Genomic DNA, 12,587 nt, shown 5'->3' on the forward strand with positions numbered 1-12,587 from the left:
CCCGGAAAGTTGCGCGCCCGATGTTGCGATGCTGACACAGAGCAACGGTCATACGAGCGTTGCGTGAGGAGTGTTGCGTTGCCGGAATTTGCTGATGAAGCGGATGTGGCGCATGAGGCGAAGCGGGAGACCCGGGTCGCGCTGCTCGCCCGCCGCCGCTCGCTGACCGGTGCGCAGCGGGCCGAGGCGGCGGCGCGCGTCCAGGCCGAGCTGATTTCCCTGGTACGCCGGCTGCGCCCGGCCCGGATGACCGCGTACGTCCCGGTCGGCTCGGAGCCGGGCGGCCCGGACCTGCCGGCGGTGCTGCGGGCGGCGTTGGAGCCGGCGGCCGAGCTGCTGCTGCCGGTGCTCCGTGACGACCTGGACCTGGACTGGGCGGCGTACACGGCCCCGGCGGCGCTGGTGTCGGCCGGGCGTGGGCTGCGCGAGCCTGTCGGCCCCCGGCTGGGGCGGTCGGCGGTGGCCGACGCCGGGCTGGTGATCGTCCCGGCCCTCGCGGTGGACCACCGGGGGCTGCGGCTGGGCCGCGGCGGCGGCTCGTACGACCGGGCGCTGGCCCGGGTGCCCGTGACGACCGTCACGGTGGCGCTGCTGCACGACGGGGAGCTGGTGGAGAGCGTCCCCGCGCAGCCGCACGACCGCCCGGTCCGCGCCGTTGTCACGCCCGCCGAGGGGCTGCGTACCCTTGCCGAGGCACCCGGTGTCGGCCCACACACTTCAGGTGGACGAACCCGGGCCCGATGACGCACCATTGGCACTCGATTACGTCGAGTGCCAACCGGCCGTGCCAGATCCGGAGGAGAACGTGCCCACGTACCAGTACGCCTGCACCGCGTGCGGCCAGCAGCTCGAGGCGGTGCAGTCCTTCTCAGACGAGCCGCTGACCGAGTGCCCGGCGTGTGAGGGGGGGCTGCGCAAGGTCTTCAACTCGGTCGGCATCGTCTTCAAGGGCTCGGGCTTCTACCGCACCGACTCGCGCTCATCGGGCTCGGACACCGCGGCGAGCACCCCGAGCAAGCCGGCGAAGTCCGAGTCGTCCTCCGGTGGCGACTCCGGCTCGTCGAACGGCACGTCGAACGGCTCGTCCAGTTCGACCAGCGGCGGATCCGCCAAGACCCCGGCCGCCAGCACCTCCAGCTCCTCGTCCTGATCCCGGCCGGCCCCGGACGCCACCGGCGCTGACCGCACCGGCCCGGCGAGCCCACAGATCCGTTCGGGCGTAGCACATCCCTCGCCGGCGCGGAGGTTGTCCACAGGTGGGCCGGTTGTCCACAGGCGGCCCACGCGGGCCCGCCTCCGGGGACTCCCCGCTTTTAGCCTGCTGACCGGGCGCCGTCGGACGGCGGCGCCGGGTTGGCCGAGGCGGGGAGGCACTGGCGTGACGGCGAGCGAGGAATCACTGCGTCCGGTGCGCTGGCGCGGGCTGCCCCGGGGCGGCACCCTGCTCCGGGTGACGCTGGTGGCGATGCTGCTCGGCCTGGCCGCCGCCGTCCTGCGGACACCGTCGGGCTGCCCACCGGGGGCAGCTCCGGCCGCGCTCGGCCCGACCCCGTCGGCCAGCCCGGCCGCCACCCGGCCTGGGTCGGGCGGGGACGCGTTGCCGCTGCCCGACGGCGCGGTGGGCGTACCGGTCCGGCTGGCCGAGCCGGCCGCCCTCGCGGTGCTCCACCCGGGCGCCCGGGTGGACCTGCTGGTCGTAACGGCTGGCGGGGCAGCCGGCGAGGCCGTCCTCGTCGCCTCCCGGGCGCTGGTGCTCGACGTGGTGGGCGCGGACGCAGCCGACGGGTCGTCGGCGCTCTACCTGGCGCTCCGGCCCGAGCAGGCCCAGCGCGCCGTCGGCCGGCCCGAGGGAAGCCGGTTCGCCGTGGTCGTCCGGGGTTGAGCCGGTCGCGTCGGGCCCCGGGACGGGCCGATCAGTCCCAGTGCGGCGGCCGCTCGGCGAGCAGCCAGTCGTCGTTGCCGCCCGCCCGCTCGCCCCAGCCACGGTCGGTGTCGTCCGCCGTCTGCTCGGGCAGCACCACGAAGTCGTCGCTGAGGTCGACCGTACGGTCGTCGTCGTCGCCGCGCGCGCCCTGCACGCCGGGGTCCTCGGTGCTCACGAGCGGCAAGGATACCGCCGACCGGGGACGACGTGGCGCCATCGGGCAGCGGAGGGAGCGGCCGGAGCCGGCACCACGATCGCCGACCGGCTCGCCACGGCCACGACGGCTGCCGCGTCGGTCCGCGACCGGGTGCCGGACCGGCACGCGGTCGCCGGAAGATGCCGGCCGCGTCGGGCGGCCGGCCGGCCGAGCCGTTGGTAGCGTCGGACGGCGTGACGACGCCGAGCGGAGCCAGCCCCGGGGACGAGTTCTGGCGGCGCCCGCCGGACCAGCCGCCGACCGACGGGACCAGCCAGCCGACCGCGGGCCAGGTGGGCGCGGGCGCCGGTGGACCCATGGCCGGCCCGGGCCCCGGCGCGGCGGGCGCGGGCGCCGGGCCGGGCGGGTACACCGGTCCCCCGCCGACCGTGCCGCCGCCGCCCGGCTGGCGACCGCCGGTGCACGTGCAGGTGCCGCCGCCGCGACAGCTGCCCCCGCAGGACATGGCCGGCATGGACAGCGCCGAGCAGCAGGCCCAACGGCTCACCTACGGCGTCGGCGTGGTGGCGGCGGTGGTGCTGGTCCTCCTGGTCTGCCTGCTCTGCTCCCGGGTGATCTTCTGAGCCGGCCGGCCCGGTGTCAGACGATGTTGCTCCACACCATCTTGGCCCCGCTGTCCCCGGTGCGATAGACGTACACCAGCGCGAACACCGCGAGGACGGCAACCACTGCCGTGAGTGCCCAGCCGAGCCACGAGGGCAGCCTGCGCACCCGTTCGAGGCCGCTGGTCACGAGCAGCAGCAGGAGTGCCGCCACGGCGAGGCCGAGGGTGAACCAGAGCAGCGTGTCGCCGTACTCGGAATGCTCGCGGATCTTCTGCAGGCCCTCCGGCGGGTAGCCCTGCCCCGTCAGCACCTTCTCCAACTCCTCGCCGGACTCTTTTGCCACGAAGGTGACGATCGGGGTCAGCACCGCGAGGACGGCCACCGCCCAACCGAAGCGGGACCGCCAGCGAGGCAGCACCCCGTACGCGACGGAGAGCAGCGCCAGCAGCGGCACCAGCACCACGACGGCATGGATGACCAGGACGTGACCCGGCAGACCATTGACTTCCCTGAACACCGACACCTCCGGCGAGTGGACGGGTACCGCGGGCGATCAGCGTACGACGGTGTGACGGCCGTCGCTGTTCATCATTCCGGTACACGCGGGAGCCGGGGTCGAGGTTCACCGCAATCTGGTCCATCTGGCGGCTGTGTCCCGGGCCACCCCGGTGCCGGCTCGCTTGTCGCCCCGGTGGGCTCGTGCTGTCATTGCGTCATGTCCAGTGGTGGTGAGGAGCTGCTCCGGTCGAGGGGCCTGCGGGTGACCCGACCGCGCCTCGCCGTGCTGGACGTGCTCGCCGGCGGGGGTCACCTGGAGGTCGACGAGATCACCCGCCGGGTCCGCGAACGGCTGGACTCGGTCTCCACCCAGGCGGTCTACGACGTGCTCGGCGCGCTCTCCCGGGCCGGGCTGTCCCGCCGGATCGAGCCGGCCGGCAGTCCCGCCCGATACGAGGCCCGGGCCGGGGACAACCACCACCACGTGGTCTGCCGGGGCTGCGGCGAGATCGCCGACGTCGACTGCGCGACCGGCAGCGCCCCCTGCCTCGACCCGAACACCAGCCACGGCTTCGAGGTGGACGAGGCGGAAGTGACCTTCTGGGGCCTCTGCCCCACCTGCCAGACCCGCCGCTCCGCCGACGACTGACGTCGTTCGGCCCTCACGCGCACGCACCAGGCGTCCCGCCGCATGGCACTCTTGGGCGGTGGACACCGATGACCTCGGCCTCTTCGGTCCCGGATCGGTCACGTGGAAGGTGCACGAGGAGCCGATCCTGATCGTCGCCGGCCTGCGTTCGCTCTATCTGCAGGCGCTGCACCCCCGGGCGATGGCGGGGGTGGCGCAGAACAGCAGCTACCAGACCGATGCCTGGGGTCGCCTGATCCGCACCGCCACCTATGTGGCGACCACGATCTACGGCACCACGGCCGAGGCGGAGGCGGCTGGCCGCCGGCTGCGTACGCTGCACGCCCGGATGCGGGCCCGCGACCCGTTCACCGGCGAGGAGTTCCGGATCGACGACCCGGAGCTGCTGCGCTGGGTGCACGTCACCGAGGTCGAGTCCTTCGTCAGCACGGCCCGCCGGTCCGGGCTGACCCTGACCGACGCCGAGGTCGACGGCTACTACACCGAGCAGCGCCGGGCGGCGGCCCTGGTCGGGCTGGACCCGGCGGACGTGCCCGGCACCGCCGCCGAGGTGGCCGACTACTACCGGCGGATCCGCGGCGACCTGCGGATGACGAAGGAGGCCGCCGAGACCGCCCTCTTCCTGACCGCCCCGCCGATCCCGTGGAAGCTCAGCCTGCCGGTCAGGCTCGGCCTGCACCTCGGCCCGGCCCGGTGGGCGTACCTCGGGATCGCCGGCACCGCGCTGGGGCTGCTCCCGGCCTGGGCGCGCCGGATGTACGGCGGTCCGGGGCTGCCCACGACGTCGCTCTCGGCGGACCTGAGCGTCCGGGCACTCCGGCTCGCCCTCGCGGCGCTGCCCCGCCGTTACCGGGAGGGCCCGTTGCAGCAGGCGGCCAGGGAGCGGGCGGCCCGCCTGACCGCCACCACCGAGGCCGCCTGAGCGGGTCAGTCCTGGTCCGCGACGCGCTCCACGGCCGCCCACGGGTCCTTGCCCGGCGTCTGGGCGCCGGTCGGGCAGGTGCGGCGGTAGTCGCACCAGCCGCAGCGCGGCCCGGGGGTGGTGGGGAAGGCCTCGTCCGGGTCGGCGCCGTCGGCGACCGCCCGCTCGGCGGCGATGATGTCCCGGGCCGTCTCCTCGGCCCGGGTGACCTGGCGGGCCAGCGACTCGGTCGTGTGCTCGTGCGCGGCGACCGTGCCCGTGGGCAGGTGGTGCAGCTCGACCCGGCGGCAGGGCCGGCGGAACACCCGCTCGGCCGCGTACGCGTAGAGGGCGAGGGCCTGCGAGCCGCGGGCGTCGTCGGCGTCCAGGCCGGTGCGGCCGGTCTTGTAGTCGACGATGACCAGCTCCGGGCCGTCCTCACCCGGGCGGGAGTCGATCCGGTCGGCGCGGCCGTTGAAGGCCAGCACCCCGGTCCTGACCGCCACCACCCGCTCCACGCCGACCGGCTCGTCCCCGGGCTCCAGGCCGGCGACGTACGACTCCAGCCAGGCCAGCGCCCGGCGGTAGGCGTCCCGCTCCTGCGCGTCGTCGCGGTAGCCCTCGCGCACCCAGGTGCCGCGGAGCAGGGTGGCCAGGGCCTCCGGCCGGCGGCGCTCCGGGGCGAGCGCGTACCAGTTCTTCAGGGCGGTGTGCACGCTGGCGCCGAGCGAGTTGTGCGCCCACGGCGGGCCCTTCGGCGGCGCCGGACGGTCGACGTAGGAGTAGCGGTAGCGGCGCGGGCAGTCGGCGTACGCGCCGAGTTTGCTGGGGGTGCAGACGAAGAGCCGCTCCGGCATGCCCTCGAAGCCGAGCTGCTCGGCCTGCTCGGCGCGGGGCCGGGGTGCCCGGCCGCCGGTGCCCGGTCGTCCGGTCGGGGAGGGTCGTCGCACGCCTGAGATCCTGCCACTCCGGTACGACACCGGGCGGCGGCGGGCCGGGCCGGTCAGCTCATGGTGAGGTACTGGGTCACGAAGGCGGCGATCGCGTCGGCGATGAGCTGCACCGCGATGGCGGCCAGCAGCAGGCCGGCGATCCGGGTCAGCACCTCGATCCCGCCCGGCCGGAGGATCTTGACGATCACGCCGGAGAAGCGCAGCACGACCCAGACCGCCGCCATGACCGCGACGATCGCGGCGGCGATGGCGGTGTAGTCGGCCAGCCCGCCGGCCTGCTGGACGAAGAGCATGGTGGCGACGATGGCGCCCGGCCCGGCGAGCAGCGGGGTGCCCAGCGGCACCAGGGCGATGTTGGACGTCACCTGCTGGCTGGGGTCGTCCGCCTTGCCGGTGAGCAGCTCCAGGGCGACCAGGATCAGCAGCAACCCGCCGGCGGCCTGCAACGCCGGCAGGTCGACGTGCAGGTAGGCGAGCAGTGTCTGCCCGGCCACCGCGAAGATCACGATCACCCCGAGCGCCAGCGCGACGGCCTGCCAGGCCGCCCGGTTCCGGTCCCGGGCCGGCAGCGGCCCGGTCAGCGCGAGGAAGATCGGCATCATGCCCGGCGGGTCGGTGATGACCAGCAGGGTCACGAATACCTCGCCGAAGAGCTTGAGATCCACCCGGACACGGTAGCCGCGGCGTCCGAACGGTTCAGCCCGAAGCGATCGGGGTCACCCCGCGGGCCGCGGCGACGATCCGCTCGTACGCCCCGGGGTCGGTGGTGTGCGCGCCGAGCTGGACGGTCTTGTGCGTGCCGTGGAAGTCCGACGACCCGGTGACCAGCAGGCCCAGCTCGGCGGCGAGCCCGCGGACGTGGGCCCGCTCGGCCGGCGAGTGGTCCTCGTGGTCGGCCTCCAGGCCGGCCAGCCCGGCCGCCGCCAGCTCGACGATCAGCTCGTCCGGCACGATCCGGCCCCGCCGGGTGGCCCGGGGGTGGGCGAACACCGGGACGCCGCCGGCCGCCCGCACCAGCGCCACCGCCCGGAAGACGTCGATGTCCTCCTTGGGCAGCCGGTACCGCTCCCCCAGCCAGTCCGGTCCGAACGCCTCGGTGGTGGTGGCCACCAGCCCGGCCCGGATCAGGGCCTGGGCGATGTGCGGCCGGCCGACCGTTCCGCCTGCCGCGCCGGCCAGGATCTCCGGCCAGCTGACGTCGATGCCGTCGGCGCGCAGCAGGTCCACGATCCGCTCACCGCGCTCCTCGCGGGCGAGCCGGACCCGGGCCAGCTCGGCGACCAGCTCCGGCTCGGCCGGGTCGAACAGGTACGCGAGCAGGTGCAGCGGGATCGCCGGCTCGACCCCGTACCAGCGGCAGGAGATCTCCGCGCCGCGGATCAGGGTGAGCCCGGGCGGCAGCGCGCGTACCGCGGCGTCCCAGCCGGCGGTGGTGTCGTGGTCGGTGACGGCCACGACGTCGAGCCCGGCGTCGGCGGCGGCCCGGACCAGCTCCTCGGGGCTGAGCGTGCCGTCGCTGGCGGTGGAGTGGGTGTGCAGGTCGATCCTGGGCGCCGCGGTCATCCGCCGACGCTACCGGTCCGGGCCGACCGCCGCCGGGCGGCCCCGAGGGTCAGGAGACGGTGTCCCTGACCAGGACCGGCCGGTCGCCGGGTGCGACGCCGTCGACCGGCGCCGCGCCGGGCCGCTCACCGGCCAGCACCCGCTCGACCCGCACCCGGACGAGCCCGCCGGCGCCGTCGACGTGCAGCGCGGTCCCGTTCGGCGTCCAGGCGACGACGTCGGTCACCGCCGGCCCGGCGGCCCGGGCCGACACCGTCGAGCCGAGCGTGCCCAGGTCGACCAGGAGCGCACCCTTCCCGGCCCCGTTCACCAGCAACCACCGCCCGTCGACCGAGACCCCGCCCCGGCCGTCGGTGCCCAGTTCCGGCCCGCAGCCGGTGCGCAAAGGGGCCAGGCCGCGAGCCGGGTCGAGCAGGGCCAGGCAGGGCCGCCGAGGCGTACCGGCGGAGACCTGGCCGACCACCCGGCCGTCGGGCAGCACGCCGTAGACGTTCAGCACGCTCCGCTCGGGAGTGGACGGCAGCGCGCCGGCCAACCGCCGCCAGACGGTGAAGCCGCCCGGCCCGGGCTGCCGGACCAGGACCGCGTCACCGGCGAAGCCGACCGGCACCGCGCCGTCCGGGGCCGGCGTGCGGGTGGTCGCGAGCAGTTGGCCGCCGACCAGGCCGGCGGCGAGCACCTCCCGGCCGTCGCGCCAGGCGACCTGCCGTCCGTCGGGAGCCAGCGCGATCGCGTCCGCGCCGGCCAGCAGCACCTGCGGCGCACTGCCGTTGGGCGGCACCCACCAGAGGGTACGACCGGCGGCGGTGGCCACCGACGTGACCAGCCAGCCGCCGTAGTCGGCGAGCCGCTGCGCCCGGTCGACCGGACCCACGCCGGTCAGCTCCCGCCGCTCGCCGCCGCTGCTCTCGATCCACGAGCCGATGATCAGATCCAGCTCGGCCCCGACCGGCCCCTTCGGCGGCGTGGGCAGCGACGCGGTCGGCAGCGGCGACGCCGGCGGGTTGCGGGGATCGCCGAGCACCACGGTCGGGGTGCCCTGGTGACCGGGCCGGTCGCCGAGCTGGGCCATGCCCGTGGTGACGAGGACCGTGGCCGCCCCCGCCAGGGCGAGACCGGTCAGGGCGCGGCGACGTACCGTCCGGTTGGCCCGGCGGATGGCCAGGGCGGCCGGGTCGGCGGCGATCGGCACCGGCGCGGCGACCCGACGGGCGAACGTCTCCCGCAGCGCCCGCTCCAGCTCGTCCTGCGTCACGGCGAATGGACGCTCCGGACCCTCGGTCTGGTTGTCGCAGGGGTTGGTCGTCCGGTTCATCGGGTCTCCGCCGGGACGCTGGCGGGCCGGGCGGCGGCCGAGCGGCCGGTGAGAGCGGCCGGCCGGACCGCGGGCGCGGTCGGCGCCGCCGCACGGGTCGGGGCCGTCGCGGGGGTCGGGGCCGCCGCGGGTCGGGGACGCTCCGGGGTACGCGGTGCCGGGCGGGCGGGCGACGTCGCGTCCTCGGCCGGCAGGCCGAGAGCGGCCTGGGAGCCGAGCCGCCGGCGCAGGGTGGACAGTGCCCGCGAGGTCTGGCTCTTGACGGTGCCCGGCGAGATCTCCAGCAGGGCGGCGGTCTGCGCCTCGGACATGTCCTCGTAGAAGCGGAGCACCAGCACGGCCCGCTGGCGGGCGGGCAGCGCGCTCAGGTGCCGCCAGAGCGCGTCACGGTCGAGCTGCTGCTCGATCTCGTCGACCCCGGCCCGCTCGGGCAGCACGTCGGTGGGGCGTTCACCGTGCCAGCGGCGCCGCCACCAGCTGGTGGAGGTGTTGACCAGGACCCGGCGGGCGTACGGCTCGAGGGCCTCGATCCCGCCGAGCCGCTTCCAGGCCAGGTAGGTCTTGGTCAGCGCGGTCTGGAGCAGGTCCTCGGCGGTCGCCCAGTCCCCGGCGAGCAGGTAGGCGGTGCGCAGCAGGGCGCCGGAGCGGGCCGCCACGAACTCGCGGAACTCCTCCTCCAGCGGGTCCCTGCTCGCCACCGCTCACCTCCGCGCCCGTCCTCCATGGCAGGCTGCCACGGCCGGGAGGGTCGGGTCGACGGCAAATGGTGCGCAGTTCCTCCGATGTTCGGACGAAAAGTTTCACGCCCCGTCGTCGGCCTTGGCCTCGTCCGCCTCCTTGCCCAACCGCGCCTCGACCGCCTGCGGCTCGTACATCTCCTCGACCACACGCAGGTAGAGCTCGTTCGGGTTGGGCAGGTTCTTGATCTCGCGGAGGGCCTGCTCCTGGCCGGCGGACTCCAGCACGAAGGTGCCGTAGTTGAGCGCCCGGCCGCTCGGCGTCTGCTCGTACTTCATGTCGGTGACCCGGACCAGCGGCATCATCGCGACCCGCCGGGTGATGATCCCGTTGACCACCATCACCCGCTTGTTGGTGAGGATGAACCGGTCGTACCACCAGTCGGCGACCCGCCAGGCGACCCAGCCCATCACCGCGAACCAGAGCAGCACCGCGACGGTGGTCAGCGCGCCCACGTCCCGCCCGGCGAGGAAGCCGGAGAGGTAGCCGAGCACGAAGGTCGCCGCGATGCCGACGATGATCGGGGTGGAGAGGTGGATCCAGTGCCGCTTCCACTCGCCCCGGTAGCGCTCGGTGGGGAAGAGGTAGCGGGCGACCAGCGAGCTGGGCTCGTCCTCCAGCGGCAGCACCCGGCGGGGGGCCATGCCGGCCGCGTCGGCGCGCAGCCCCGCCAGCTCGTCCTCGGAGATCTGCGGGTAACCGGCCTCCGGATCGCGGATCCAGGCCCGGCCGGAGCGGCCCTCGCCGGCGTAGCCCGGCCCGTCGCCGTAACCGACGTCGTCCGAAAGGGAGGGACCGTCGCCGAGGCCCGGGCCGGCGCCGTAGCCGGGACCGTCGTCGGGCTCGATCCGGGGGATCGGCTCGGTGTCGCGCTCCCGGCGTTCCCGGTCGGGATCGTCGGGGTCGAAGGGTGGACCGGAGGGGCTTCCCATCGGCGGTTAGGCGACGAGGCTGGTGAAGAAGTCGCCGAAGCCCTGAGCGATGTCCATGATGCCGCCGCCGAGCGACTTGGCGACGTCCGCGGCGGAGTTGGGCCGGTAGGCGACAAAGAAGATCAAGAATGCGACCAGGGCCCAGGTGAGGACCTTCTTGACCATGGTGGGCCATCCTCTCGCGCGGCGCCGGGCCCCATTATCACCGGGGGTACCCAGAGTATCAGTATCGTGTCGTACAGTGAATATCTGCGTTCGGCATCCGACTCGCCCGGATCGGCCGGTCAGGCCGCTCCGTGCAGGTACGGAGATGGTGCGCCGTACACGAGTTCGGGCGGAGTCCACTCGGCGAGGTCGTGCAGCACGACTTCTTCCGCGAGGAGGTGACCCGCACTCGCCGGCCAGGCTATCGCATGCAGCCACATACCCCGAGCCTCGCCGGCGTACGCACTTCGATCCGTCGGCGAATTCACCAGCCACAGTGGAGTCGGGTGGCCGCCCACCCGGATCTTGGCGTGCGGTAGGCGTTCGGCGTGACCAGGGCCGGGATCGGTCAACGCCGCCGCCAGCTCGGGCCCCGGGTCCGGGCCCGGCACGCCGGCGAACCGGGTGCCCAGGCCGACGCCCGGCTCCTCCGCCACGAAGAGCAGGTCGGCCGGTCCACCGTCCAGCGGGGCCGGACCGGCGCAGGCCACCGCCGTGGCCCGCACGCCACTCCGCTCGTCCCCGGCCCACGCCACCCCGGTCAGCGTCCAACCGGGTGGGAGCGGCCAGGGGCACCAGAGCGGTACGCCCGGCCGGTCGGCGGCCGTCACCACCTGCTCGACCACGCTCGCCACGATCTCGGCGCCGATGTGCTCGGGCACGTGCAGCGGGGACACCGGCCCGCACCGCAGGCAGCGTGACTCACCGTGCATCAGGTCCGGCTCCCGCACCGGGCCCGCACATCTCGGACAACTCACCGCGACACTCACACCACCACCGTCGCCCCGGGCAGGCGGCCCGTCAAGCGGAGCGAACGGACCCGCCCGGGAATCAGTACGACGGGAGCCGGCGGGCCGACCGGGGAAATCAGTCCGGCGGCGGGCCGGCGTGCGAGCGGATCCAGGCGTGCATGGCGATGCCGCTGGCCACCCCGGCGTTGATCGAGCGGGTCGAGCCGTACTGGGCGATGGAGAAGACCTCGTCGCAGGCCGACCGGGCGGCGTCCGACAGGCCGGGGCCCTCCTGGCCGAAGAGGAGCACGCAGCGGCGCGGCAGGGTGCTGCTCTCCAGCGGCTTCGAACCCGGCAGGTTGTCGATGCCGACCACCGGCAACCGCTCGGCCGCCGCCCATTCGACGAACTCCTCGATCGTCGGGTGGTGCCGGACGTGCTGGTAGCGGTCGGTCACCATGGCGCCCCGCCGGTTCCACCGCCGCCGGCCGACGATGTGCACCTCGGCGGCGAGGAAGGCGTTGGCGTTGCGGACCACCGTGCCGATGTTGAAGTCGTGCTGCCAGTTCTCGATGGCCACGTGGAAGGCGTGCCGACGCCGGTCCAGGTCGGCCACCACGGCCTCCCGCCGCCAGTAGCGGTAGCGGTCGACCACGTTGCGCCGGTCACCCTCGGCGAGCAGCTCGGGGTCGTACCGCGGGTCGTCCGGCAGGTCGCCGGGCCACGGCCCCACACCCACGTCGAGCTGGTCACCGGTCACGGTTTCCAGAGGGTACGGCCCCTGCCGGCCGCCACCGCGGCGAGGGTTCCGTCCCGGCCGGGACGCCGCAGCCGCGGGCGTCGCGGGTCAGCGCAGCCCCAGGGCGCCGCCGACCCGGTCGAGGAACCGTCGGTCGGCCGGGCTCGACTCGCCGGCGGCGGCCCGGCAGACCCGCGCCGCGACCGACTCCACCCACTGCCGGTACGCGGCCGAGTCCGCCGGGTCGGCCCGGCGTTCCAGCACGCGTACCGTCGCCCGGCAGGCGGCCAGCAGGTCGACCACGTCGGTGAGCCGCTCACCCCCGGTGGAGGTCCCGTCGTGGCGGGCGTAGATCGCGGCCACCACGGCCCGGACCAGGTCACTGTCGAAACCCCGCCCGGCGGCCACCGCGTCCAGACCGGCGAGCCCGGCGCTGACCCCCCGGGGCGGACGCCCGGGACCCGGCGAGGCGGCGGCGACGAGGACCCGGCCCGGCAAGCCGGTCAACAGGTCCCATTCCGCTGCGGAGTAGACGGCGGTGGTCAGCGGTGCGGCACGGCGTCCGGCAGAGGGCGGCTCTCCGGCGACGGAGTGGCTCATGGGGACCTCCGGCGTCAGCATATGCCCCGGACAGCGAAAAGAGCCCCTTCCCCACCGGAACGCGGCGGGCAAGGGGCC

General features: G+C 74.9%; 18 protein-coding genes. 6 read left to right on the forward strand and 12 right to left on the reverse strand.

Annotated elements, in window-relative coordinates; all coding sequences use genetic code 11:
• Positions 1–78 precede the first annotated feature (78 nt).
• The 3 genes from GA0070613_RS05620 (at position 79) to GA0070613_RS05630 (ending at position 1,882) form a co-directional block, all read left to right on the forward strand.
• The gene (locus GA0070613_RS05620; protein ID WP_089011322.1) at positions 79–744 is read left to right on the forward strand and encodes a 5-formyltetrahydrofolate cyclo-ligase; all 666 of its coding nucleotides are present in this window, start codon (positions 79–81) and stop codon (positions 742–744) included.
• Positions 745–784: 40 nt separating this feature from the next.
• Positions 785–1,150: an FmdB family zinc ribbon protein gene (locus GA0070613_RS05625; protein WP_231929677.1), complete on the forward strand. Its 366-nt coding sequence runs from the start codon at positions 785–787 to the stop codon at positions 1,148–1,150.
• A gap of 228 nt (positions 1,151–1,378) precedes the next feature.
• Positions 1,379–1,882, forward strand: coding sequence for a flagellar biosynthesis protein FlgA (locus tag GA0070613_RS05630; protein ID WP_089011323.1), 504 nt, complete (start codon positions 1,379–1,381; stop codon positions 1,880–1,882).
• A 31-nt stretch (positions 1,883–1,913) separates the two neighbouring features.
• On the opposite strand, the gene GA0070613_RS05635 is transcribed toward GA0070613_RS05630, so the two are convergent.
• Positions 1,914–2,099: a hypothetical protein gene (locus GA0070613_RS05635; protein WP_089011324.1), complete on the reverse strand. Its 186-nt coding sequence runs from the start codon at positions 2,097–2,099 to the stop codon at positions 1,914–1,916.
• A gap of 215 nt (positions 2,100–2,314) precedes the next feature.
• On the opposite strand from GA0070613_RS05635, the gene GA0070613_RS05640 reads away from it, so the two are divergent.
• Complete coding sequence (locus GA0070613_RS05640; RefSeq protein ID WP_089015776.1) at positions 2,315–2,704, forward strand: hypothetical protein; 390 nt, start codon at positions 2,315–2,317, stop codon at positions 2,702–2,704.
• A gap of 16 nt (positions 2,705–2,720) precedes the next feature.
• Here the strand turns inward: GA0070613_RS05640 and GA0070613_RS05645 are convergent, their stop codons facing one another.
• Entirely contained in the window at positions 2,721–3,203 is a 483-nt protein-coding gene (locus tag GA0070613_RS05645; protein ID WP_089015777.1) for a DUF2231 domain-containing protein, read from the reverse strand.
• A 198-nt stretch (positions 3,204–3,401) separates the two neighbouring features.
• Between GA0070613_RS05645 and GA0070613_RS05650 the strand changes: the two genes are divergently transcribed.
• Together GA0070613_RS05650 and GA0070613_RS05655 are read left to right on the forward strand one after the other, a co-directional pair.
• Complete coding sequence (locus GA0070613_RS05650; RefSeq protein ID WP_089011325.1) at positions 3,402–3,833, forward strand: Fur family transcriptional regulator; 432 nt, start codon at positions 3,402–3,404, stop codon at positions 3,831–3,833.
• Between the two features lie 58 nt (positions 3,834–3,891).
• Complete coding sequence (locus GA0070613_RS05655) at positions 3,892–4,755, forward strand: oxygenase MpaB family protein (RefSeq protein ID WP_089011326.1); 864 nt, start codon at positions 3,892–3,894, stop codon at positions 4,753–4,755.
• Positions 4,756–4,760: 5 nt separating this feature from the next.
• Here GA0070613_RS05655 and GA0070613_RS05660 read toward each other — a convergent pair whose 3' ends face one another.
• From GA0070613_RS05660 to GA0070613_RS05700, 10 genes are all read right to left on the reverse strand, one after another.
• Complete coding sequence (locus GA0070613_RS05660; protein WP_089015778.1) at positions 4,761–5,591, reverse strand: RecB family exonuclease; 831 nt, start codon at positions 5,589–5,591, stop codon at positions 4,761–4,763.
• 146 nt (positions 5,592–5,737) lie between these two features.
• The gene (locus tag GA0070613_RS05665; protein WP_089011327.1) at positions 5,738–6,352 is read right to left on the reverse strand and encodes a MarC family protein; all 615 of its coding nucleotides are present in this window, start codon (positions 6,350–6,352) and stop codon (positions 5,738–5,740) included.
• 31 nt (positions 6,353–6,383) lie between these two features.
• Entirely contained in the window at positions 6,384–7,250 is an 867-nt protein-coding gene (locus GA0070613_RS05670; RefSeq protein ID WP_089011328.1) for a PHP domain-containing protein, read from the reverse strand.
• A gap of 49 nt (positions 7,251–7,299) precedes the next feature.
• On the reverse strand, positions 7,300–8,565 hold the full coding sequence (locus GA0070613_RS05675; RefSeq protein WP_089011329.1) for a TolB-like translocation protein: 1,266 nt from the start codon (positions 8,563–8,565) through the stop codon (positions 7,300–7,302).
• On the reverse strand, positions 8,562–9,263 hold the full coding sequence (locus GA0070613_RS05680) for a SigE family RNA polymerase sigma factor (RefSeq protein ID WP_089011330.1): 702 nt from the start codon (positions 9,261–9,263) through the stop codon (positions 8,562–8,564). The genes GA0070613_RS05675 and GA0070613_RS05680 overlap by 4 nt, the downstream gene beginning before the upstream one ends.
• A 102-nt stretch (positions 9,264–9,365) precedes the next feature.
• Positions 9,366–10,235, reverse strand: a complete 870-nt coding sequence (locus GA0070613_RS05685) for a PH domain-containing protein (protein ID WP_089011331.1) — start codon at positions 10,233–10,235, stop codon at positions 9,366–9,368.
• 6 nt (positions 10,236–10,241) lie between these two features.
• Positions 10,242–10,400, reverse strand: coding sequence for a hypothetical protein (locus GA0070613_RS32660; protein ID WP_172875759.1), 159 nt, complete (start codon positions 10,398–10,400; stop codon positions 10,242–10,244).
• Positions 10,401–10,519: 119 nt separating this feature from the next.
• Complete coding sequence (locus GA0070613_RS05690; protein WP_331716724.1) at positions 10,520–11,209, reverse strand: DUF6758 family protein; 690 nt, start codon at positions 11,207–11,209, stop codon at positions 10,520–10,522.
• A 97-nt stretch (positions 11,210–11,306) separates the two neighbouring features.
• A complete protein-coding gene (locus GA0070613_RS05695; RefSeq protein WP_089011332.1) occupies positions 11,307–11,930 on the reverse strand; it encodes a TrmH family RNA methyltransferase in 624 nt (207 codons plus the stop codon).
• An 87-nt stretch (positions 11,931–12,017) separates the two neighbouring features.
• Positions 12,018–12,509, reverse strand: a complete 492-nt coding sequence (locus tag GA0070613_RS05700) for a hypothetical protein (protein WP_089015780.1) — start codon at positions 12,507–12,509, stop codon at positions 12,018–12,020.
• Positions 12,510–12,587: the final 78 nt, after the last annotated feature.

Source organism: Micromonospora inositola, assembly GCF_900090285.1.
GTDB classification, from domain to species: Bacteria; Actinomycetota; Actinomycetes; order Mycobacteriales; family Micromonosporaceae; genus Micromonospora; species Micromonospora inositola.